The organism is Parasphingorhabdus sp. NYA22, from assembly GCF_976973735.1.
The window spans coordinates 846,683-870,076 of sequence record NZ_OZ333477.1; the positions used below are offsets into that span (position 1 = coordinate 846,683).

Here is a 23,394-nt window from a genome sequence, read left to right on the forward strand (position 1 = left end):
TGCGGCGCGCGTCACCGTTAATATTTTCATTCATAGTTTCTTTATAGGTAGCACGCCGCCAGAAAAACAGTGTCAATCCGAGAAAAGTGTAACTATGTCGATCCGATGACCGATATTTCCACAATCGAAACAGCGCTCGACGACGTTGCCAAGGGCCGTTTCAGCGCCGTAAAATTCACCGAAGGCCGGATTACGCTGGTGCTCAATGTTGGCGGGCTGGACGTCCGCGAGCGCGGCCAGATCGAGATTGCCGTCAAAGGCAGTTTGCTGGCGCTCGACGGTGTCGAGAAAGTCGATATCGCGATGACCGCCGAGAAGATCGAACGCCGTCTGATCGCTGTGGCCAGCGGCAAGGGCGGTGTCGGCAAGTCGACCCTGTCCGCCAATCTGGCAATTGCCATGAAGCGCATGGGCCGCAAGGTCGGAATGGTTGACGCCGATATATATGGGCCGTCCCAGCCGCGGCTGCTCCACTGTGAGGGGATGCGTCCGGAGGCCGAAGGCAAGCAGCTGATTCCGGTGCCCAATGATTATGACGTGCCAGTGCTGTCGATGGGCCATCTGGCGAAACCGGGGCAGGCGATTGCCTGGCGCGGACCGATGGCGGGCAAGGCGCTCGAGCAACTGATCGACGCCCATTGGGGTGATGTCGAGGAACTGATCGTCGATATGCCGCCCGGTACCGGTGATGTGCAGCTGTCGATGATGCAGAATCACAAGCCGGTTGGCGCGGTGATCGTTTCGACCCCGCAGGATCTGGCGCTGATGGATGCAACCCGGGCGGTTGATTTGTTCAATCAGGCGAAAATCCCGATCATCGGCATGGTCGAAAATATGGCCGGCTATCAATGTCCGCATTGCGGCGAGGTCAGCGATCCCTTCGGTGCAGGCGGGGCGGAAGCAGCTGCAAAGACTATGGGCATGCCCTTTCTCGGCCGCATTCCGCTCGATATCGAAATTCGCAAGTCGAGCGATGGTGGAACGCCGCCGGCCTGTGCTGACGATGTGCACGGGCAGGCGTTCCTTGATATTGCCAAAAAGCTCGCGACATGGCTGGATAACCAATAGCAGAAAGGAATATCAGCATGATGCTGGAAAGCGACCAGGATATAGGCGCATTGCTGACATCGACCCGGCGTATCGCTCTGGTCGGCGCTTCGGCCAAGCCGGAGCGCGCGAGCAACGAGATACTCAGATTTCTGCTCGACCAGGGCTATGATGTGATCCCGGTCAATCCGGTTCTGGCTGGCGAAATGTTACACGGCGTTCCAGTGGTTGCATCGCTGGCGGATATCGAGGGCGATATTGATATGGTCGATATTTTCCGCAATTCAGAGGCGGCCGGTGTAACGGTTGATGAAGCGATTGCAGTCGGGGTCAAAGCGGTCTGGATGCAGCTCGGCGTGATCAATGAACCTGCAGCAAAGCGCGCGACCGACGCTGGCCTCAAGGTCGTCATGGACCGTTGTCCGAAAATCGAAATACCCCGTCTGGGTCTATTGAAGTAGAATCGTGGCGGTTGATTCAGACCTTGGGCAGGACGACAATTCATCGACGGGACTGAATCGCCGAAAATTCCTGATCGGAGGTGGCGCTTTGGGCGGTCTGGTGGTGGCCTGGGCATTCTGGCCGCGCAGCTATGAGCCGAACGTCGCCGCGACCGAGAATGAAGAGGTTTTTGGCGCTTTTCTGAAAATTTCCGAGGACGGGCAGGTCACGGTGGTCGTGCCGCAGAGCGAAATGGGTCAGGGCGTCTATACCGTCCTGCCACAAATTCTTGCCGACGAACTGGGCGCCGACTGGCGGACGGTCGCGGTGGAGCCCGCACCGATCAATCCGCTTTACAGCAACATCCCGCTGGCCGAGCAATGGGCCGAATCGCTGATGCCCGCAGGCACCGAAAAACTGGCTGAAAATGCTGCGGTCCGGTGGGTCGCGCAAAATGTGGCGATCCGCGAACAGTTCATGCTGACCGCCGATTCCACATCTATCCCTGCCTTCGCCGCAAGTTTCCGTGAGGCAGGCGCGGCAGCGCGTGTGTTGCTGACCAAGGCAGCTGCGGCCAAATGGGATGTCTCATGGGAAGCCTGTACGGTCGAAAATGGCATCATTGCCAACGGAGACAAGACCCTGCGCTTCGGCGAACTGGTTCGCGATGCGGCAAGTCAAAGCCTGCCCGATCCCGTTCCGTTGCGGACGGCCGGTGCCGGCAGTCTGATCGGACAGGATGTTCCGCGCCTTGATCTGCCCAGCAAACTCGACGGTTCGGCCAATTTTGCCGGTGACGTCCGGCTGCCGGACATGGTGTTTGCCGCGATAAGGCAGGGCCCGATTGGCGAGACAAGGCTGAAATCATTCAACCGCGGAGGGGCCGGCAAGATCACCGGCTTTATCGACGTGGTCAAAGGCGACAGATGGATCGCTGCGGTCGCGACCAACTGGTGGGCCGCCAACCGGGCGCTGGACAAGATGAGCCCGGTTTTCGAGACGAAGGGTTTCATGGCCGATAGCGACAAGATCGACGCGTCTTTGCAAGAGGCGCTCGACGAGGGGCCGGGAACACGCTTCGTTTCCCGCGGCGAAACCAAAGGCGCTTTTACCGACGAGAATCTGTTTCAGGCGCGCTATCGCGCCGACGCCGCGCTGCACGCGCCGATCGAGACTCGGACAGCCACGGCAGAGTTCAAGGATGGTAGCCTGGAACTCTGGATGGCGACGCAAGCGCCCGTAGCAGCGGTGCAAGCGGCTGCTCGCGCGTTGAATATCCGGCAGGAACGGGTGACGCTTTATCCGATGCTGAGCGGCGGGTCGTTCGACCGTAATCTCGACAATGAAATAGCCGCACAGGTCGCCATGATCGCCAGGCAAATGGGCCGGCCAGTGCAACTGGTCTGGTCCCGCGCCGAAGATCTGATGCATGATCATTACCGGGCGCCGAGCCAGGCGCGGCTGGATGCGGCGATGGCCAAGGCCGGGCGCGTGGAAGCGATGCAGATCAAGATTGCCGCCCCGCCATCTGCGCGCGAACAGGCGAGGCGGCTGTTTGATGGCATGGACAATGTCGATGCCATGCGCTCTTCTATAGGGGAAGCCGATATCAAGGCCGTGGCCGGCCTCGAAGTGCCTTATGATATTCCCAATCTGACCGTCGATCATCATAGCGCCTTTGTCGGCGTGCCGACCGGCAGCTGGCGCAGCAACGCCCATAGCAGCAATGTCTTCTATCTCGAATCGTTCATCGACGAGCTGGCGGCAAAGGCCGGTATCGAGCCCTTGTCCTTCCGCATGCAGATGATGGACAATCAGCCGAGACTTGCCCGTTGCCTGACCAGTGTCGCGGCCATGGCCGCATGGGATGGTGGTCTGGATCGCAGCGGTCAGGGTATCGCCTGTCACAGCATGCGCGGCGGCCATATTGCGGTTATCGCGAGTGCGAGCCGAGGCGGAAGCGGTCTGGAGGTCCGTCGAATCTCGGCAAGCGTCGACATCGGCCGGATCATCCACCCCGATATCGCCCGGCAACAGATCGAGGGCGGCATTGTCTTTGGGCTGGCGATGGCGCTGGGCAGCGCGACCCGCTTTGCAAAAGGCCTGCCGACGGCCAAAAGGCTGCGCGATCTGTCCTTGCCGCGATTGGCCGAAATTCCGCCAATCCAGATCGAATTTGTCAGAAGCGAGGAAGAGTCGGTCGGTTACGAAGAACTGGGCGTACCCGCGGTTGCACCTGCGGTTGCCAATGCCTTGTTCTCGGCAACTGGTGTCCGGCTTCGGCAATTACCACTTTTCGGGGAAGTATCCTAAATCATGCGTGAAACCGGACCATTGCCAAAAGACCATCCGCCAGTCGCGGCCAAGCGAATCGGCCTATTGCTGGTCAATCTCGGTACGCCGGATGCACCCGAAAAGAAAGCGGTCAAACGCTACCTGAAGCAGTTTCTGTCGGACAAGAGAGTGGTCGAGATACCTTCGATCATCTGGCAGCCGATTTTGCGCGGGATCATTCTCAACACCCGACCGGCCAAATCGGCCGAAGCTTATGGCCTGGTCTGGACTGAAGATGGTTCGCCACTGGCTTCCTACACGCGCAAGCAGGCCGAAAAACTCGCCCCGAAAATAGACGGCGTGATGGTCGAATGGGCCATGCGCTACGGCAATCCGAACATTGCTTCCCGGCTGGACGCGATGAAAGCCGCGGGCTGTGACCGCATTTTGATCGCGCCGCTCTACCCGCAATATAGTGGTGCCACCACCGCCAGCGTCCATGATGCGGTATTCGACGCGATTGCGGCGATGCGCTGGCAACCGGCGATCCGGCTTCTGCCAGCCTATCATGATGACCCGGCCTATATTGATGCGCTCGCGACCAGTCTGGAACGCGATATTGCCGCGCTCGACTTCGTTCCAGATGCTATCGTCGCCAGCTTCCACGGCATGCCGCAACGCACGCTGGAACTCGGCGACCCTTATCATTGCCATTGCCAGAAGACCGCGCGGCTGTTGTCGGAGAAGATGGGCCGGGAACTGGTCGTGGCCTTCCAGTCGCGCTTTGGTCGCGCGAAATGGCTTGAACCGGCAACGGATACGACGTTGGAAGCTTTGGCTGGTCAGGGAAAGAAGAATATCGCGATCTTTGCGCCGGGCTTCTCGAGCGATTGTCTGGAAACCTGCGAGGAACTGGCGATACGGGGCAAGGAGCAATTCGAATCCGGCGGCGGCGAAAAATTTGCCTATCTGCCCTGCCTCAACGATAGCGAGACCGGCATCAATATGCTGGAGACACTGGTGCGGCGGGAATTGTCCGGGTGGATCTAGAAAAGCCCGAGATCTTCCACCCGCCGGTCAAGCGCAGCATCACCATTGCCGGGCATCAAACGTCGATTTCTCTCGAGCCGTTGTTCTGGGATATGCTGAAATCTGCTTCCGATTCGCGGGGACTGCCGCTAAACGCATTGGTCGCGCGGATCGACGTCGAGCGGATCGCCGCAGCGCAACCGCCGGGCCTCGCGACCGCCATTCGCTTGTGGCTTACCAATGATATGCTTGGAAAAATGACTCAAGCCGACTAAGGGACGCCCATGAACGCTACCCTTCTTGTCATGGCAGGCGGTGCGATGGGTGCGGCTGGACGCTATCATCTCGGCCGTCTTGTCTTTCATCTTGCTCCCGTGAGTTATCCCATTGGCACTTTTGTCGCTAATGTGACCGGTGGTTTGTTGATGGGTGTGCTGGCTGGTGTGCTGGCCCGCAGCAATTTTGTCGATGAGCCGTGGCGGCTGTTGCTTGGCGTTGGCCTGCTTGGTGGTTTTACAACTTTTTCAGCCTTTAGTTTGGAAGTTCTCAATATGATCGAACGCAGTGAATGGGGCATCGCAATGATATATGCCTTGGTCTCCGTCGTCGGTTCCGTGCTGGCCCTGTTTGCCGGCCTTATGGCGGTGAGGGCACTGGCATGAGCGGATTTGACCCCACAGCCGAAAGCGGCTCCGAGGAAGAATCGCCCCAGGGCTCGCCCAAGGAGCAGATGCAGGCGCTGAAGACACTCGATGTCCGGCAATTCACGGTTTCTCCCGATGATGACGATATCCGGGTCGACCGCTGGTTCAAGCGGCATATGGAAGATGTGCCGTTCAATATCGTTTCGCGCTGGGCGCGGACCGGACAATTGCGGCTGGATGGCAAAAGAGTCTCGCCGGGCGATCGGGTGAAGGCCGGGCAGGTTCTGCGCGTGCCGCCGCAGGAAATCGAACGGCCGGGCCGCGTTGCCAAAGCCAAATCGGACCTGTCACAGGACCAGATCGATTTTGCCCGCGAACTGGTGATTCACAAGGACAAGGCCGCGATCGTGGTCAACAAGCCTCCCGGCCTTGCGACGCAGGGTGGTAGCAAGACTACAACCCATCTCGACGGCCTGCTCGATGGGCTGACCTATGATGCGAAATCGCGACCGAAACTGGTTCACCGACTCGACAAGGACACCAGCGGCGTGATCCTGCTCGCACGTTCACCGGGGGCGGCAGCCTTTTTCTCGAAACGCTTTTCCGGTCGCGACGTGCGCAAGGTTTACTGGGCGCTCGTCATGGGCGTGCCGGAGATTGCCGATGGCGTGATCGATCTGCCGCTCTCAAAGCAGCCGGGTTCCGGCGGCGAGAAAATGCATGTCGACGAAGAAAACGGCCAGTCGGCCAAATCGCGCTACCGGATTATCGAACGCGCCGGCAACCGCGCTTGCTGGGTCGAATTGCAGCCGCATACCGGGCGCACCCATCAGCTGCGCGTGCATATGGCGGCTATCGGCCATCCGATTGTCGGTGACGGCAAATATGGCGGCAAGGATGCGTTCCTGACCGGCACGATCAGCCGCAAAATGCACTTGCACGCGCGGCGTTTGCGGATCGAGCATCCCGACGGTCACAATCTCGACGTGACCGCAGATTTGCCAACCCATTTCGCCGAAACTATCGACAATCTGGGGCTCGATCTGATTCTGGGTGATCTTCCTCTCGACGAGAAGAAGCCGGGCGGCAAGATGGTCCGCAAACAACAGGCCAAGGCCCACGCCAAGATGATCCGCAAGGACAAACGCGGCGAGCGTCGCGGTCGCGGGGAAACGACGGGCAAGCCGACCAAGGCGGGCAAGCCGACCAAGCGTGAACGACCCAATGCCGGCAAGGCGACGCACAAGAAAAACATGCCACACAAGGCAAAGGTCAAACAGGCTCTCCACAAGAAACCCAAATAATGCATCCCGATCCCGCCTTCCGATGGCCGAAATCTGCCAATGATCATCAGGACGCCGACGAGCGGGCCGCGCTCGAGGCAATGATTGCGGAAATCGGGTTCGGGATGGTGTTTGCCGAAACGCCGGATGGCCCGCGGGTTGCCCATGTGCCGGTTTTTTCGACCGGTGACGGGGCGCTGCAATTTCATCTGTCGCGTGGCAATGCGCTGACCAGACATATCGCCAAGAACAAGGCGCTGTGCGTGATCAACGGGCCGGATGCCTATATCAGTCCGGACTGGTACGGCATCGACGATCAGGTGCCGACCTGGAATTATCTCGCGCTGGAACTGGAAGGCACGGTCCGTCAGATGGAGCGCGAGGGCCTGATCAGTCTGCTGGATGACCTCAGCGCACAGAATGAAGCGAAGCTGGCGCCGAAAACGCCCTGGCATCGGGACAAGATGGATGCGGAAAAGTTCGACAAGATGGTCGACGCGATTGTCGGCTTTGAAATTGAAATATTGGCCTGGCGCCCGACCGCCAAGCTTGGCCAGAACAAACCGGCTGCGGTTCGCAAAAATGCGGCCAAGGCGCTGGATGCAACCGGGCGTCGCGCCATGGCCCATCTGATGCAGGAATTTGGAGAGACATGAGCAACAAGCTAGCCCTGTTCGATTGCGATGGCACCATGGTCGATAGCCAGGCCAATATCTGCGCCTCTATGGATCAGGCGTTTGAGAAGCACGGTCTGGTTGCGCCCGATCACCATCTGGTGCGCCGGATCGTCGGGCTCAGCCTGATGGAAGCGGTGGCTCGCCTGTTCCCCGAAGGCGATGAGGAAATAGTCGCGGCGGTGACGCAATCCTACAAGGACGGCTTTTCCGCAATGCGTCAGGCGGGTGGATTGCACGAACCGCTGTATGACGGGTTGCTCCAGACATTGGAAGAATTGGAAGCATCCGGCTGGGTCCTGGGTGTCGCTACCGGAAAGTCCGATCGCGGCCTGCAACATGTGCTGGAATCGCACGGGTTGCTCGACCGGTTCGTGACGCTGCAGACGGCAGACCGGCACCCGTCCAAACCGCATCCGGCGATGGTCGAACTGGCGATGGCCGAAGCCGGCGCAGCGCCGGAAACCACGGCGATGATCGGCGATACCAGCTTCGACATGGCGATGGCGGTCAATGCCAGGGTGCGCGCTGTCGGGGTCGACTGGGGCTATCATGACGAGCATGAACTGATCGACGCTGGCGCAGAAATAGTGGCGGCCAATATGGCGGACCTGCATGGAATATTGAACCGATGAGCGAGCCGATTGACGATCAAGACGTGCAGGATCAGTATATTCCCGATCCCGTGAAGGAAAAACAGGCGAAAGCCGTGCATTGGCTGATCAGCCTGATCCGGCTGCTTGGAGTGGTTCTGGTGATGCTTGGTTTGGCGATTGTGCTGGACAAGCTGCCGCCGGTTCCCGCTCCGGCTGGCTATGTGCTGGTCTTTCTTGGTCTTGCCCAAATGTGGGTATTGCCGGTCTGGATCATTCGCAAATATATTCGCGCGCGGGTTGCCGAAGAAGAAATCGCCAAGGCGGCAGAAGGCACGGACGCGCCATGAAACGTTTCTACAAGGACGTATCGGTTTCGCCGGTCGATGGCGGCCATGCGATAGCGCTCGACGGGCGGCCGATGAAAACACCGCAGCGCAATCCGCTGGCCGTTCCTGCCTCCGGTCTTGCCGATGCAATTGCCGCCGAATGGGCGGCGCAGGGAGAAGACATCGTCCCCGCGTCGATGCCGCTGACCGCACTGGCGCAGGGCGCGCTGGATCAGGTTGATAATGAACGCGAGCGGATCGTCTCCCGCATCGCCGCTTTTGCCGACAGCGACATGCTCTACTATCGCGCTGATCAGGGCCAGCAGGCGCTGATCGACCATCAGGCGGAACATTGGGATCCACTGCTCGACTGGGCACGACAACGCTATGATGTCGGCTTCAATCTGATCCACGGCATCCGATATGAAGCGCAGCCGGAAGAGACGATCGCGCGTCTGGCCAATGTGGTCGAGGCGCAGGACGGCTTTACCGTCGCCGCGATGCTCTCGCTTGTCGGCCTGTCCGGCTCGCTGATCGCCACGCTGGGCCTCGTCGAACAAACCCACGATACCGACACGCTCTGGCCTCTGGTGAATCTCGAGGAGCTTTGGCAGGAGCAGCAATGGGGCCGTGACGACGTGGCCGTTGCCATGCGCAATCTCAAACAGGCGGAATTCGAGGCGGCAGCGCGCTTCCTTGACCTGTCCCGTAGTTAGTTTTTCCCTTTGCCTCTTTTTTCCGTTAAAGGGCTGAAACTGTAACGGAGACTGCATGACAACCGATTCCACCCTATGCGCCACGCCCGCCGAAGCCGTGGCCCTGCTTGAAAAACTCTACGCCGAACAAATTGAAATCACCGCAGCGCGCTTTCGCCGCTACGCGACGTCGAAACTGGCCAAGGACGACCGGCAGCAAGGTCTGTACCCGCAAATCAGTGTCGAGATTCCCGCCGATCAGGCCACCGAAACCAGCCATCTGGCGTCCGGCCATCTCGCCGACATCAACACCTATCGCACGACGATCACCGAACCGAAGCTGTACCGCGCCTATCTGCTCGACCAGCTGCAGCGGATCGACACCACGTTCACCGCGAAAATCTGGGTCGGACTGTCCGACACGCCGATTCCGCTCGCCTTTGCGCTGGAGGATGCCGGTGCCGGTCTCGACCGGGCGAAGAAAGAGAAGCTGCCCAATTATTTCCACACGCCCAATCTGGTCAAAACCAATGACGAGATTGTCGATGGCGGCCAGATTTTTCAGGGCGAGGAAGCATCGGCGCTGGCCTTGTTCACCGCCGAACGGGTCGATTATTCGCTGCACCGCATCCGCCATTATTGCGCGACCGATCCCGGCCATTTCCAGCCGTTCATCCTGTTCACCAACTATCAGCGCTATGTCGACGAATTTATCGAATATGGCCTCGCGGAAGTGAAGTCGGGCAAAGCCAGCATGCTGGTCGAACCGGGCAACCGGACGACCGGCAAGGATGGCAAGCCATCCGCTCCTCCGATCGCCAAGCCGCCACAAATGCCGGCTTATCATCTGGTTCGTGGCGACGGCCGTCCCGGCGTGACCTTGGTCAATATCGGCGTCGGCCCGAGCAATGCCAAGACGATCACTGACCATCTCGCGGTTCTCCGCCCGCATGTTTGGCTGATGATCGGCCATTGTGGCGCGCTCCGCCGGACCCAGCGGCTCGGCGACTATGTCCTTGCCCACGCCTATTTGCGCGATGACAATGTCCTCGACGACGTGCTACCGCCGAGCATCCCGCTGCCGACGATTGCCGAGGTGCAGCTGGCGCTGACCCAGGCGGTGCAGGAAGAGACCGGCATCGACAAATCCAAGCTCAAGCAGCAATTGCGCACCGGCACCGTGGTCACCACCGGCGACCGCAACTGGGAGCTGCGCTTCGAACAGATTGCCAAGCGGCTCAACCAGTCCCGCGCCATCGCCATCGATATGGAAAGCGCGACGGTCGCCGCCAATGGTTATCGCTACCGCGTGCCCTACGGGACGCTGCTCTGCGCTTCCGACAAACCGCTGCACGGCGAGATCAAGCTGCCCGGCATGGCGGACGCTTTCTATCAGGAACGGGTTGGTCAGCATCTCGCGATCGGGCTGCGCGCCATCGATCTGCTGGCGAAAGAGGCGGAAGCAGGAACTTTGCACAGCCGCAAGCTGCGGAGTTTCGGCGAGCCATTGTTCAGGTAGGCATTCCCGAATGAGAAGTGGCTACCCAACAAAAGCCCGCCGGATTGGTTCCGGCGGGGCTAGAAAGTCTTGCGCTGTTGTAACGCTTCAGTTTCTATTGATCGCGGTTATAGCGGGGCTGTTTGTTCGTGGACCCAGTCTGCAACCTTGCGCCCGTGGCGACTGATCAACGTCATATTGAAAAAATGCATTGCACCCAACACGAGCGTGGCAATGCCGACATACCAACCTACAAAGCGCATGACTTCCACCGTATTCTCTACCGTTCCTGCGGCACTAAGTGCCAGAGCGATAGATCCGAAATTTACGAGATAGAAGTCGACAACGAGCAGGTGATTAATAGACGTCGCGAGTTCATCGTCATGTCCAAAGCACCGGATTAGATAGATTTTTCCATTGGCCGACAGCGTGAATGCCACCCAGATGGTCATGCTGATCGCGATAAAAAGATATAGGCTATAAGCAATGATGGTCATTTCAAATTCCTTTCTGATCGATTGTGTGGTTTCTGCAATTTCTGTAATTTAAGAAATATCTAAATGTAAATCTGCGCAGGCGGCATGTTTCTTCCTCCAATCTTATTCGGTGTGGTTTTTGTTAGAGCCAGGAATGAAACGAGCGACTTTGCTCCCGAGTTTCATCAACGCAATTAAAGTGCTTTTCTTCAATCCACGCACTTGCTCATACCAATTGGTCAAAGTGCCGATAAATTCATGCATCCGACCAATTCGCTCACGTATATGGCTGGGCAATTCGTTGCTTTGTGCCAAGCGCAGTTCCAGATCGGCGAGTTTCGAGATAATCGGGTCAATCTCGCGCCGTTTTCGCTCAGCGCTAATGGCCATGAACATATCCCACAAATCCGTTTCCGCCACGAAATGATCTCGACGGTCGCCCGGAACATGAGTCCGTTTAACAACGCCATAACCTTGCAGATCTTTGAGAGCGTTGGATACGTTCGATCTAGCCAGTCCGAGAGCTTCACAAATTCGCTCTGCGTCGAGCGGCCGGTTGCTGAGATAGAGCAGCGCATGAACCTGCGCGACCGAGCGATTGGCTCCCCAATGCGTCCCCATTTCACCCCAATGAAGAATGAACTCCATTGCCTCCGGATATTTTTCAACGCCCATTGCGAGTTGGCCTTTCGTTATTTCTGTAATTACAGAAATAACGAAAGGCGTCAATATCTTTGTTGCTGGGTGATGAAGATAGCGAGGTATGCATCCAAATTCGGAACACAATATCAGGGCGATTACTGCGCCTTCAGCGGACCCTGAAATGATTCATAATATCGCTACCGACGCGATGCCGTTTCCCTCTTCACCGATCCTGCGCCCTCTTCGCTTCCGCGCTTACCGACCGCATCTCGCCGCGGGCTTGCCAGACAATCTGCCAGCCGCCGCTGATCGCCAGCGTTGCCAATAGGCCGGCGACCGCGAGATCGGGGTAGGCGCTCCCGGTCTGGAACACGCCAAGCGCCGCGATCATCACCGCGACATTGCCGATCGCGTCGTTGCGCGAACATATCCATACCGAGCGCATATTCGCGTCGCCGGTGCGAAAACGGTAGAGCAGCAAGGCAACGCCGACATTGGCGACCAGCGCCATCGCGCCGACAATGCCCATCATCTCGGCATGCGGCGTAGTGCCATTGATGAAGGCGAGGATCGCCGTCACCAGCACCCAGCTTCCGAAAGCAAGCAGTGTCAGTCCTTTCAGAAAGGCCGTGCGCGCGCGCCATGTCAGGGCCATGCCGGCGACCACCAGACTGATCGCATAATTGGCGCTGTCGCCGAAGAAATCGAGCGCATCGGCCTGCAAAGCACGGGAATCCGCTGCAGCGCCCGCGGCAAATTCGAAGATGAACATCGCTGCATTGACGATAAGCGCGATCCACAGAGCCAGCCGCCAGCGCGGATCATTCAGCGAGGCCTGATCCTCGGTTCCGCTTCCACAACAATTTCCAGCCATCATATTTCCTTGGACAATTCGCGATTCGTCCCTAGCTATGCACCCTGTAGTAACTATAGGGTCAAGCGATGAAAATAGGAGAGCTGGCAAAGGCAACGGATACGAAGGTGGAGACCATTCGCTATTATGAAGCGGAGGGACTGCTGCCACAGCCGGCCAGAACACAGGCAAATTACCGTGACTATGATCTTTCCCATCTGGAGCGGCTGATGTTCATTCGGCGGTCGCGGGATCTGGGTTTTACGCTGAAATCGGTCCGCGAATTGCTGACACTGGCCGATGACAATGACGACCCCTGTGATGCGGTTGATGAAGTCGCGTCTGCACATCTTCTCGCAGTCGAACAGAAAATTGCCGATCTCACCGCGCTGCGTGACGAATTGTCGACCATGCTGCAATGTTCCGGCGATGGCACGGTTGGCGACTGCCGGATCATTTCCTCTCTGGCTTCGAGAAGCTTGCCGACGACCGCGAACCGATAAAACAGAAGCCGAAAAGTCGCAGGGACGGAAAGCGGGGTAGAAATCGCGGTGCCCGGGTTTTCTGGGAAATATTCCGTTGTGGTGGGTCGCTATAGAATCTGAACTACAAGATTCGCTCGATGAAATCTGTATGAAATTGTGACAGGACGCTGGCCAGTTCATTGTCGCCACTAGCGGTCAGCCGAACATTTCCGTCGTCCACTTCAATCAGACCTTTGCTGACCATCAGCTCCAGATATCTGCGTGTTACCGACGTGCCGCTGAAGATATAGTCGGAAATATTTTCTTCGTTCAACGGAGCGCCATCAGCAGCGTGTAATGCCAGCAGGATATCAAGGCAGGGCGCAGCAGGGATTCCCAGATTGTCGAAAAAATGCTGGGATATCTGCCGCCGGGTTCTGGCGACGATCAGGACGAAGCGGTCCAGCCTTGCTTTGGACAGGTCGTTCAAGAGCTTTCAACGGCCATATTTGGTAAAGATGCTGTTATCAAATCCATATCTACATTCTTTTTTTTTGCTCCATTCCCCTAGGGATGGAAAATCAATCCGGTGATCGCCTCATTCCAATCCGGCAATATAGCATAGAGGTCACAACACAACGGCATAGCGTGTAAATGATTGTAACTTAGGTTTTCGTAGAGATGGAGCCTCTGTGAAAAGTGAGGCATTATCGACTAGACCCCTAGTGCCGCAGCCGCTTCCCTGATCCGCTTTGCCTCGGCCCCGTCATTCTTGAACACTTTCAAGCCGCGGTCCAGTGCCTGTTTGGCCTGCACCGTCTGGCCCAGTTGCATGCGGCTGCGGATCAGCATGATCCAGCCATTGGCATCCTTGGGATTGGCCTGCAGCCGCTTGTCGAGGCCATCGACCATACCCGCGATCATCGCTTCCTGCTGGCCGGGCGGCAGAGCGGCGGCTTCTTTCATCTGCTCTCGGCTTGGGCCAGGAATCGCCGCCGTGGCGACCGCGGGGCCGTCGGTGGTGATACCGCCGGTCGGCGCAGCGGGCGCGGCCTTGGCGAGACGGGCGGCGACATCAATGCCTTCATTCTCGGCCACCTGTCCGATCACCCGACGGATATCGGCGGCATAAGGCGCATCGGCGGGCGTGTCTTCGAGCAGCGCGAACCAGTCATTGATCGCACCTTTATGATCACCGGCCATGTCTTTTTCTACCGCGAGGAAATAGCGCGCGCGCGGATCTGTCGGGTCATATTTCAGGGCATTGCGGAAAGCGGCCGTGGCGTCGCCCGGCACTTTCTGTCCGTCGCTCGTCATCACCAGAGCCTCGCCGAGCATCGACCAATATTCGGGATTGTCCGGGTCGAGCGTGGTGGCGCGCTTCATCGCGGTGGCCGATTCTGCAAATTTCCCGGTTTCGAAATAGCTCCATCCGAGCATCCGCCAGCTTTCGGCATCATCAGGATTTTCCTGCAGCTTTTTTTCCAGACCGTCGATGACCTGGTCGACGCTGGGCGCCGCTTCGGTCTCGGTTCCGGCAACCGTCGTGCTGGCGCCGGATTCGTCGTTCATGCTGCGATAGACCTGCACCGCGACCGCTCCGAGCGCTAGCAAGGCCGCTATAATCAGCGCGATACGGCTGATATTCATCGATGGAGCTGATTTCGCCATGGTCTATCCTCAAGCTATTTCATGTGATCATATTCCCGCGCAGAGATACGGAGCCGTTACCTGCCTGACAAGCGCCGAGATTGCTGTGATATTTTGCACTGGCAATGAAGAGGCTTTTTGGTAAGATACTGCCAAAGTTCAATCTTTTGGGTCGCGCTACAGCCGAATAATAAGCTGAACCAGATCGCTTTGACGTATGAGGGTGCGTTGGTCGGGGGAAAGCAAGAGGGGGAAGCAAGCGCGTGTCGGACAAGTTTCGAGTAGTCATTATCGGGTCCGGACCAGCGGGCATGAGCGCTGCTGGGCGCGCTGCACAGCTGAAGCTCAAGCATGTGTTGCTGGAAAAAACCGACCATCTTTCCGATACCATCTTCAAATATCAGAAGGGCAAGCATGTCATGGCAACGCCGAGCCAGCTGGTGCTGCGCTCGGACATGGAATTTGACGCCGGCAAGCGCGAGGCGATTCTTGGCACATGGGACGAGCAGACTGCCAGTCATGGTGTCAACGTCATGTATAATGCCGAGCCGGTGAAGATCGAGGGTGACGAAGGCAATTTTACCATCACCCTTAAGAACGGTGACACGGTGCTGGCCGAAGCCATCGTGATGGCGATCGGGACGCAGGGCAATCCCAATCTGATGCGCTGCCCCGGCGGCGACAACAAGCTGGTGCAATATCAGCTCGACGATCCCGGCGAATATTATGACGAGCATATTACGGTGATCGGATCGGGCGATGCCGGTATCGAGAACGCGCTCGGCCTTGCTGCCGACGCGGCGCAGAATAATGTTGTCACCATTCTCAACCGCTCGGCGGAATTTGCCCGGGCGAAAAAAGCCAATGTAAAGCTGCTGATGGAAGCGGGCGAGCAGGGCAAGGTCAATATCCGCAACGAGACCACGCCGGCCGAGGTCAAGGATGGCGAGTTGGTGCTGGAAACCCGCGACGGTCAGGAAACCATCAAGTGCGACCGGATCATCGCGCGCATGGGCTCGGCGCCGCCGCGCAAATTTGTCGAGCAATGCGGGATCGAATTTACCAGCGAGGATCGCGAGGCCTATCCCAAGCTGTCCCCTGCGTTCGAAAGCACCAAGAAGGGCATATATGTCATCGGCGCGCTGGCCGGCTATCCACTGATCAAGCACTGCATGAACCAGGGCTATGATGTTATCGAGTTTATTAACGGCAACACCGAGTTGAAGCCTGCCGATGAGCCGATACTCGAAGCGAAGTTCAGCGACTTGCCCCGAGGCCGGTCGGTCGATGAATGGCTGGAATTTTTCCGTTCCAATATCACCATTCTCAACGAGCTTTCGCCGCTGCAGATGCGGGAATTCATGCTCGACAGTGAACCGCAGAGCTACAGCCGGGGCGAGACGATTTTCGAGAGAAGCGATCCGGGAAGCTCGCTTTTCGCCATCGCACAGGGTTCGGTTCTGGTTGAAATCAATCCGACGGATCCCTCGATCACCGTTCCGATTGAACAGGGTTCGATCTTCGGCGAAGTCGGTCTGATTTCGGGCCGACGGCGCGGCGCGACGATCAAGGCGGCAGATGATGTCATCGTGGTCGAAATTCCGCGTACCGCTGCGCTGAAACTGCAAGCGTCGGTCCCCGCTGCAAAACGTGCGATCACCCGGATTTCCACCGAACGGCAATTGCTGCAGATGTTCGGTTCGGGCCTGACCAAGGAAGATATTGCCGAGGTCGTCGAGTCCAGCGAGATTATCAATATCCGCGCTGGCGAAACGATTATCGAGGAAGGTGCCGAGGGCAATGATATTTACGTCATTCGCGTCGGCTCGATGGTGGTCGAGAAACAGATTGGCGGAAAACCGGTGTTTCTGTCCTATCTCCCGGCCGGTTCTTATGTCGGCGAAATGACGCTGATCGCCGGCGGCTTTCGCACCGCGACGGTCAAGGCTGCGATCAAGTCGGAAGTCATCAAGATCAGCGGCGATGCGTTCAAGAAAGTGCTCGACGCCCATCCCGATCTGATGCGCAAGGCGAAGAAGGACATGGCCGCGCGCCAGGATATCAACGCCTTTGTCGAAGCGAAAAAGGACAGTTTCTCTGGTGTTGTCGACATGTATTCGGGGATTGCCAATTTCCTCGTCGACAATGGCATCGGCGAAGCCACAGATGTGCTGCTGATCGATGAAAATCTGTGCGTCGGCTGTGACAATTGTGAAAAAGCCTGCGCCGACAGCCACGAAGGCCTGTCGCGTCTCGATCGCGAGGCGGGCAAAACCTATGCCCATCTGCACGTGCCGACCAGCTGTCGCCACTGCGAACATCCGCACTGCATGTCCGATTGTCCGCCCGATGCCATTCACCGGGGTCCCGATGGCGAGGTGTTCATCGATGACAGCTGCATCGGCTGCGGCAATTGCCAGCGCTATTGCCCTTATGGCGTGATCCGCATGGACAAGGTGCCGCCGAAGAAACCGAGCCTGCTCAACTGGCTGTTCTTTGGCGCCGGTCCGGGGCCGGGCGAGCCGGACAAGAAATGGGCCGCAGACCATAGTGACCCTGCGATTGAGAAACCCAAAAAGGCGATCAAGTGCGATATGTGCGCCGGGATCAAGGGCGGGCCGGCCTGCGTGCGCGCCTGTCCGACCGGGGCAGCGATCCGCGTGGCACCGGAAGAATTTCTCACTGTTTCAAAGCTCGAAGGGGAAGAGGTGTGAGATTGTTGTCTCCCCTGCACACCGTTCAAGCCGAGCTTGTCGAAGCACAGCGTGAGATTGAACCCGGTCCTTCGACAGGCTCAGGACGAACGGTGCATCCAGCCACCGAACCCGCAGCCAAGGGGGGCTCCCTATAATGGCCGGTAACGCCATCACTGCCCCGTCCGGCCGCAAGAAAGTCGCGATGCACGACGGCTTCCTCAGGCACGCCGGTTTCCGCTGGCTGAAAATATCCTCGGCGATCATGCTGATCTGCATCGTCAGCTATCTGTTCATTGATGTGTCACCGCGTCACAATGGCGGAAGCTGGTACGGCTATACTCTAGGGACGATCGGCGCGCTGCTTATCCTCTGGCTGACCCTGCTCGGCGTGCGCAAGCGCGCGATGACGCCTGGCCAATGGTCGCTCAAGGCGTGGACCTCCGCGCATATCTATCTTGGTCTCAGCCTGATCGTGATCGGCACGTTGCATACGGGTTTCCAGCTCGGCTGGAATATCCATACCGCCGCCTATGTGTTCATGATGATCGTGATCATTTCCGGCATTGTCGGGATCTATTTCTACGTGACCATCCCGAAGGCGCTGTCCGACAATCGCGACGAGATGACCGAGGCCGAGATGCTCGAAAATCTCCGTTCGCTTGACCGGCAACTGCACGAAGCGGCCCAGCCGCTATCGGCGGAACACGCGACTCTGGTGCTACAGTCCCTCGAACAGGATCCGTTTGGCGGGGGTTTCTTCCGGCGGATTTCCGGAAAATATCCCGATTGCGCAACCCGTCAGGCGCAGGCCGATCTGCGCCGCGAGCGCGCCTATCAGCCGAAAATGGGCACAGACGATCCGCTCGACAAGGTTGAAGCGCTGCTCGAGAAAAAGGAATCCACGCTGGGCCGCGTGCGTCGCCATTTGAAGCTCAAGGCGATGCTGCAGGTCTGGCTATTCGTCCATGTCCCGATGACTTTCGCGCTGATCGCCTCGCTCACCGCGCATATCATCAGCGTGTTTTTCTACTGGTAGGATGGGGAGCCCGATATGACTTTCATTGTTCGCCAGATCACGACCACCGCCGCCGGCCGGGAGATTACCCGGTCCAAGCCGTTTCCGACCGATGAGATCGGCGTCGGTCGCAGCACCGAGAACGCGATCCATCTGCCCGATCTTGCGGTCAATCCGAATCATGCCGTCATCCGCAGGCGCGATGATGGCCAGATCATTGTCGAAAGCACGTCGGGCCAGAATTTTACGCTCGACGGCAAGCACCGGATTTCTGTCACCATAGATCCGTCCGCCGGCGCGGAACTCGGCTTCGGCGGCCATGTCATCGTCGTCAGCGAGGAAGGCGATGATATTGTCCTGACCGTCAAGCGGGTCGAGGCCTTGTCCGATTCCGCCGAAACGCGCAGCGAAACAACGCTCTACACGCTCAAGGGCCTGCTCCCCGGCAAAAGGGTAAGCGCCTGGGGTTTCATCGCTCTGGTGCTGGCCGCGTTTCTTGTCTGGCCGATCTATACATGGGCAACCTGGCGCGGGGTCGAGGAACGGCCCGACCAGTTCCACGCCGACACCATGTGGTCGGCCGGTGCGCTGAGCAGCGCGCATCACGGGCTGGAGCAGGATTGCCAGGCCTGTCATGTCGATGCCTTTGTCACGGTGCAGGACAAGACTTGCCTCACCTGTCACGAAGATGACGCGCACGACCATGCCGCCAAGCCGCGGTTGCTGACCGCGCGCGGCGAGCCGGAAGGTTTCGGCAAAATCGGCGCCGCATTCGCCTCTGCTTTCAACAAGCCGCCGGGCAGGTGTGTCGAATGTCACAGCGAGCATGAAGGCGCTGGTGCTATGGAACCGACTGCGCAAAAATTCTGCGCGGATTGCCATAACGGGATGGATGCACGGTTGACCGACACAAAACTGGAAAATGCGTCGGACTTCGGCATTGAACATCCGCAATTCCGGCCAGCCGTGCTGGTCAGCCCGGGCGGCAAGAATCCGCCGCGCACGCGTGTCTCGCTCGATGACAAGCCGACCGAGAATAACGGTCTCAAATTCCCCCATGACATGCATCTGTCGAAAACCGGCGGTGTCGCCCAAATGGGGCGCCGACTGGCGGCAGATTATGACTTCGGTCCCTCGCTCGTCTGCAAGGATTGCCACACGCCGGATCCGAAAGGCGTGCGCTTTGAGCCGGTCGACATGAAGGAAGACTGCAGCATGTGCCACAGCCTCGCCTTTGACGAGATTGGTGGCACGGTGCGGACCTTGCGCCATGGCGAACCAGCCATGGTTCAGGCCGATCTCAGAGCTTATTATCGTTCCACCGGGCCGACCCGGCCGATCAATCTTGGCGGGATGGCGCGCCGTCGCCCGGGTGAAAGCAACGACATCCGCGTCGCCAGCGACTATGCCCGCGCCGTGCAATTCCGGCCGAGCCGCGCCAATATGGCTATCAGCGAAGTATTCTCTCGCGGCGGCGCCTGTTTCGACTGTCACGGCGTGACCCCGCCGACAGCCCGCGGGCGGGTCGATTATGGCATCAAGCCGGTGACGCAGACCGATCGCTATATGCAGAAGGGCTGGTTCAGCCATGACGCCCATACCGAGGAAAAATGCGAAACCTGTCACAATGCGCCGGCGTCCAAGCAGGCCACGGATCTATTGCTGCCGGGAATCAAGACTTGTCGCGAATGTCATGGCGGTGAATTCCAGAAAACATCCGACGTCCCGTCGACCTGCGCCATGTGCCATGATTATCACGCCGATGACGGGACACCCTGGTTGATCAAGGAACAGCAGAAAGACAAACAGACAAAGCCGGAGAAACAGATTGCCCGGCAATAGGGCATAGCGAAAAAGGGGAGGGCGTCCATGTTAATGGCGCAGATCACGGATATTCACCTGGGTTTTGACCCGGAAAATCCGGCAGAATTCAACCGCAAGCGGCTCGATCAGGCGATCAAGACGATTTGCGCGATGACCCCGCAGCCCGATCTGTTGCTGGCAACCGGTGATCTCGTCGATCGCGGCGACCAGGAAAGCTACAAGCGGCTGGAAAATGCGCTGTCCGTTGTGCCTTTTCCGGTTCACATGTGTCTGGGCAATCACGATCTGCGGGCGCCGTTTCACAAACAATTCCCCGATGTTCCGGCCCCCGACGGTTTTGTTCAATATGAGGTCGATACCCCCGAACTCCGCTTGCTGTTTCTCGACACGCTGGAAGAGGGGCGTCACGGCGGTGCCTTTTGCGAAACCCGGGCTGCCTGGTTGTCCGCCAGATTGTCGGAACAGCAGGACAAGCCGACGATCCTCATTCTACACCATCCGCCGGTCGAGAGCGGTATTGAGTGGATGACCACCCACCCCGACGAGCCCTGGGTCACGCGGCTGGCCGATACGGTGGCCGGCCATGATCAGGTCAAGGGCATGATCACCGGTCATTTGCACCGCAATATTTCCACATGGTGGGGTGACATCAGCCTGGCGATCTGTGCCTCGACCGCGCCGCAAGTCGCGCTCGATCTGAACCCGATCGATCCCGAACATCCCGATGGCCGCAACATGATCGTTGCCGACCCGCCGGCCATTGCCCTGCATTACTGGAACGGCCGCCAGCTGATCAGCCATTTCGAAAATGCCGAGGAGCATGTCATGCTGGCTCGCTATGACGAAAATCTGCAGCCGCTGGTGCGCGCTCTGCTGGCCGAGAGACCGGAATAGCCATTTATTCCGATGTCGTTCATCGTCAATAAACAGTCGTTCGTCTAATAATTGATTTCCAGCGCAACCTTTTTTGCGTTTCCGCTTCGCTTTGGCTAGACCGTCCCCAAATGTACCTCAGGTGCTTTTGAGAGTTCCGCGACAGCGGTTCCCTATTTGGAGAAATATACATGCGATTCACGATATCCACCCGTAAGATCTTTCTGGGCGTGTCCAGCGCCGCGCTGATCGGCGCGACCGCGACACCCGCTTTGGCCGACAATCATGGAAAAAAAATGACAACAGCCGAATTGAACAAAATGAGCGCAACGCAATCCGCAGCTGCCGAGACAAGCGAGAATAGCATTCTCCAGCCGTGGACCGGACCCTATGACGGCGTGCCGCCGTGGGATGAAGTGAAAGTCAGTGATTTCCCTGCCGCTTTCCAGGCAACCATGGTCAAGATCCAGGCCGAGGTGAACGCGATTCGCGATAATCCGGCCCCTGCGACCTTTGAAAATTTCACCGTTCCGATGGAACTGGTCGGCAATGAAGCCAATGACCTGTTCGCCATCTGGGGTGTGCACAGCAGCAACCTTTCCAATGACCAGATCCGCAAAATCCAGGGCGAATGGATGCCCAAGGTCTCGGCTTTCTTCAATCAGCTGACCCTCGATCCGAAACTGCTCGCAAAAACCAAGGCGGTTTACGACAATCGCGAATCCGCCGGACTGGACGCGATGCAAACCCGTCTGGTCGAACGCAATTACGAACAGCTGGTCCGCGATGGTGCCCTGCTCGACGGCGCGAAAAAAGAAACGCTGATTGCCTATAATACCGAATTGTCGAAGGCATTTAACGAATTTTCCAACAAGGTCCTGGCCGATGAAGAGACCTTCATCTTCCTGACCGACGAAGCCGATCTCGCCGGCCTGCCGGACAGTTTTGTCGCTTCGCTCAAGGCAGCAGCCGAAGAGCAGGGCAAGACCGGCTGGGCGCTGAAGAACACCCGCTCGGTGATGCAGCCCTTCCTGCAGAACTCGACCCGTCGCGATCTGCGCGAGAAGGTTTACAACGCCTATATCAACCGCGGTGACAATGGCGATGCCAATGACACCAACGCCACCATCGCCAAGATCCTGAAATTGCGCGCCGACCGTGCCAAGCTGCTGGGCTTCAAGACCCACGCCCATTACCGCATGGCCGACACGATGGCGAAAGAGCCGGAAGCGGCGATGGACCTGATGATGAAAGTCTGGCCAGCCGCCGTCGCCCGCGTCGGTGAAGAAGTCGCCGACATGCAGGAAATTGCCGATGCCGAAGGCGCTGATATCACCATCGCGCCCTGGGATTATCGTTTCTATGCGGAGAAGGTCCGCAAGGCGAAATATGATCTCGATGCCGCGGAAATCAAACCCTATTTCCAGCTCGACAAGATGATGGACGCCCTGTTCGATGCGGCTGGCAAGCTCTATGGCATGACCTTCACCGAAACCACCGGCACCATTCCGGTGTTTGATCCCGAGGTTCGCACCTTTGAAGTCAAGCGCGGCGACAAGGTCATCGGCGTGCAATATTTCGACAATTATGCGCGCAAGGGCAAGCGTTCCGGCGCGTGGATGACCACCTACAAGGACGCGTACAAGCTCGGTGGCAAGAACAATTACACGATCTCGTCGAACAATAATAATTTCGTCAAGGGCGGCGAAGGCGAGCCGACGCTGATCAGCCTCGACGATGCCTCGACCCTGTTCCACGAATTCGGTCATGCGCTGCATTATCTCAACTATGACATCACCTATCCCGGTCTCGCCGGCACGCCGCGCGATTTCGTCGAATATCCGAGCCAGGTGAACGAGAATTGGCTGATGACGCCTTATATTCTTTCGAACTACGCGACCCATTACAAGACTGGCGAGCCGATCCCGAAAGAACTGGTCGAGAAGATCCAGGCATCGAAGACCTTCAACGAAGGTTTCTCGACGGTGGAATATCTGTCCTCGGCAATCGTAGACATGAAACTGCACAATCGCGTGGAGCCGGTCACCGACCCGGACGCGTTCGAGCGCGAGACCTTGACCGAAATCGGCATGCCGAAAGAGATCGTGATGCGGCACCGTCTGCCACAGTTTAATCACCTCTTCTCGTCAGACGCCTATTCGGCCGGCTATTACAGCTATCTCTGGTCGGAAACGATGGATGCCGACACCTGGGCCGCCTTTGAAGAAGCGGGCAGCCCGTGGGACGCGGAAACCGCAGAACGCTTCCGTTCGATTCTGCTGGCGACCGGCAATGAAACCGACCGCAAGGAAGCTTACCGCAAATTCCGCGGCCGCGATCCGGAGGTTAAATATATCCTCAAGAAGCGCGGGTTTCCTGTACCGGGTGAGTGAG

Annotated in this window: 23 protein-coding genes; 18 read left to right on the forward strand and 5 right to left on the reverse strand. The window is 58.1% G+C overall.

Annotated elements, in window-relative coordinates; translation table 11 throughout:
- Positions 1-105: 105 nt before the first annotated feature.
- The 12 genes from ACWFTY_RS04185 (at position 106) to ACWFTY_RS04240 (ending at position 10,528) form a co-directional block, all read left to right on the forward strand.
- Positions 106-1,068, forward strand: coding sequence for an Mrp/NBP35 family ATP-binding protein (locus tag ACWFTY_RS04185; RefSeq protein ID WP_447526137.1), 963 nt, complete (start codon positions 106-108; stop codon positions 1,066-1,068).
- Positions 1,069-1,085: 17 nt separating this feature from the next.
- Entirely contained in the window at positions 1,086-1,508 is a 423-nt protein-coding gene (locus tag ACWFTY_RS04190) for a CoA-binding protein (RefSeq protein ID WP_447526138.1), read from the forward strand.
- A 4-nt stretch (positions 1,509-1,512) separates the two neighbouring features.
- Positions 1,513-3,801 carry a molybdopterin cofactor-binding domain-containing protein gene (locus ACWFTY_RS04195; RefSeq protein WP_447526139.1) on the forward strand — a complete coding sequence of 763 codons (2,289 nt, stop codon included), beginning with the start codon at positions 1,513-1,515 and terminating at the stop codon, positions 3,799-3,801.
- 3 nt (positions 3,802-3,804) lie between these two features.
- On the forward strand, positions 3,805-4,812 hold the full coding sequence (gene hemH / locus ACWFTY_RS04200) for a ferrochelatase (protein WP_447526140.1): 1,008 nt from the start codon (positions 3,805-3,807) through the stop codon (positions 4,810-4,812).
- A complete protein-coding gene (locus ACWFTY_RS04205) occupies positions 4,803-5,066 on the forward strand; it encodes a ribbon-helix-helix domain-containing protein (RefSeq protein ID WP_447526141.1) in 264 nt (87 codons plus the stop codon). The genes hemH and ACWFTY_RS04205 overlap by 10 nt, the downstream gene beginning before the upstream one ends.
- Before the next feature lie 9 nt (positions 5,067-5,075).
- Entirely contained in the window at positions 5,076-5,453 is a 378-nt protein-coding gene (gene crcB / locus ACWFTY_RS04210; RefSeq protein ID WP_339824930.1) for a fluoride efflux transporter CrcB, read from the forward strand.
- A gap of 68 nt (positions 5,454-5,521) precedes the next feature.
- The gene (locus tag ACWFTY_RS04215) at positions 5,522-6,739 is read left to right on the forward strand and encodes an RluA family pseudouridine synthase (RefSeq protein ID WP_447526941.1); all 1,218 of its coding nucleotides are present in this window, start codon (positions 5,522-5,524) and stop codon (positions 6,737-6,739) included.
- On the forward strand, positions 6,739-7,374 hold the full coding sequence (locus ACWFTY_RS04220) for an FMN-binding negative transcriptional regulator (RefSeq protein WP_447526142.1): 636 nt from the start codon (positions 6,739-6,741) through the stop codon (positions 7,372-7,374). Before ACWFTY_RS04215 ends, ACWFTY_RS04220 begins: the two co-directional genes overlap by 1 nt.
- Positions 7,371-8,027, forward strand: a complete 657-nt coding sequence (locus tag ACWFTY_RS04225) for an HAD-IA family hydrolase (protein WP_447526143.1) — start codon at positions 7,371-7,373, stop codon at positions 8,025-8,027. Before ACWFTY_RS04220 ends, ACWFTY_RS04225 begins: the two co-directional genes overlap by 4 nt.
- Positions 8,024-8,335, forward strand: a complete 312-nt coding sequence (locus tag ACWFTY_RS04230; RefSeq protein ID WP_447526144.1) for a hypothetical protein — start codon at positions 8,024-8,026, stop codon at positions 8,333-8,335. Before ACWFTY_RS04225 ends, ACWFTY_RS04230 begins: the two co-directional genes overlap by 4 nt.
- On the forward strand, positions 8,332-9,030 hold the full coding sequence (locus ACWFTY_RS04235) for an ATP12 family chaperone protein (protein ID WP_447526145.1): 699 nt from the start codon (positions 8,332-8,334) through the stop codon (positions 9,028-9,030). Before ACWFTY_RS04230 ends, ACWFTY_RS04235 begins: the two co-directional genes overlap by 4 nt.
- Positions 9,031-9,085: 55 nt before the next feature.
- Positions 9,086-10,528, forward strand: coding sequence for an AMP nucleosidase (locus tag ACWFTY_RS04240; protein WP_447526146.1), 1,443 nt, complete (start codon positions 9,086-9,088; stop codon positions 10,526-10,528).
- A gap of 107 nt (positions 10,529-10,635) precedes the next feature.
- Here ACWFTY_RS04240 and ACWFTY_RS04245 read toward each other — a convergent pair whose 3' ends face one another.
- The 3 genes from ACWFTY_RS04245 to ACWFTY_RS04255 all read right to left on the reverse strand — a co-directional run bounded on the left by ACWFTY_RS04245 (position 10,636) and on the right by ACWFTY_RS04255 (position 12,499).
- On the reverse strand, positions 10,636-11,004 hold the full coding sequence (locus tag ACWFTY_RS04245) for a hypothetical protein (protein WP_447526147.1): 369 nt from the start codon (positions 11,002-11,004) through the stop codon (positions 10,636-10,638).
- 102 nt (positions 11,005-11,106) lie between these two features.
- On the reverse strand, positions 11,107-11,658 hold the full coding sequence (locus ACWFTY_RS04250; RefSeq protein ID WP_447526148.1) for a GbsR/MarR family transcriptional regulator: 552 nt from the start codon (positions 11,656-11,658) through the stop codon (positions 11,107-11,109).
- 190 nt (positions 11,659-11,848) lie between these two features.
- On the reverse strand, positions 11,849-12,499 hold the full coding sequence (locus tag ACWFTY_RS04255) for a cation transporter (protein WP_447526149.1): 651 nt from the start codon (positions 12,497-12,499) through the stop codon (positions 11,849-11,851).
- Between the two features lie 68 nt (positions 12,500-12,567).
- On the opposite strand from ACWFTY_RS04255, the gene ACWFTY_RS04260 reads away from it, so the two are divergent.
- Positions 12,568-12,981, forward strand: coding sequence for a MerR family transcriptional regulator (locus ACWFTY_RS04260; protein WP_447526150.1), 414 nt, complete (start codon positions 12,568-12,570; stop codon positions 12,979-12,981).
- 103 nt (positions 12,982-13,084) lie between these two features.
- Here ACWFTY_RS04260 and ACWFTY_RS04265 read toward each other — a convergent pair whose 3' ends face one another.
- Positions 13,085-13,432 carry a hypothetical protein gene (locus ACWFTY_RS04265; RefSeq protein WP_447526151.1) on the reverse strand — a complete coding sequence of 116 codons (348 nt, stop codon included), beginning with the start codon at positions 13,430-13,432 and terminating at the stop codon, positions 13,085-13,087.
- Positions 13,433-13,656: 224 nt separating this feature from the next.
- Positions 13,657-14,613, reverse strand: coding sequence for a tetratricopeptide repeat protein (locus ACWFTY_RS04270; RefSeq protein ID WP_447526152.1), 957 nt, complete (start codon positions 14,611-14,613; stop codon positions 13,657-13,659).
- A gap of 242 nt (positions 14,614-14,855) precedes the next feature.
- Between ACWFTY_RS04270 and ACWFTY_RS04275 the strand changes: the two genes are divergently transcribed.
- From ACWFTY_RS04275 to ACWFTY_RS04295, 5 genes are all read left to right on the forward strand, one after another.
- Positions 14,856-17,306 carry a cyclic nucleotide-binding domain-containing protein gene (locus tag ACWFTY_RS04275; RefSeq protein WP_447526153.1) on the forward strand — a complete coding sequence of 817 codons (2,451 nt, stop codon included), beginning with the start codon at positions 14,856-14,858 and terminating at the stop codon, positions 17,304-17,306.
- Positions 17,307-17,442: 136 nt separating this feature from the next.
- Positions 17,443-18,324, forward strand: a complete 882-nt coding sequence (locus ACWFTY_RS04280) for a hypothetical protein (protein WP_447526154.1) — start codon at positions 17,443-17,445, stop codon at positions 18,322-18,324.
- Positions 18,325-18,339: 15 nt separating this feature from the next.
- A complete protein-coding gene (locus ACWFTY_RS04285; protein WP_447526155.1) occupies positions 18,340-20,145 on the forward strand; it encodes a cytochrome c3 family protein in 1,806 nt (601 codons plus the stop codon).
- 27 nt (positions 20,146-20,172) lie between these two features.
- Positions 20,173-21,021 (forward strand): phosphodiesterase, encoded by an 849-nt coding sequence (locus tag ACWFTY_RS04290; RefSeq protein ID WP_447526156.1) that lies wholly within the window; start codon positions 20,173-20,175, stop codon positions 21,019-21,021.
- Positions 21,022-21,191: 170 nt separating this feature from the next.
- Entirely contained in the window at positions 21,192-23,393 is a 2,202-nt protein-coding gene (locus ACWFTY_RS04295; protein ID WP_447526157.1) for a M3 family metallopeptidase, read from the forward strand.
- Position 23,394: the final 1 nt, after the last annotated feature.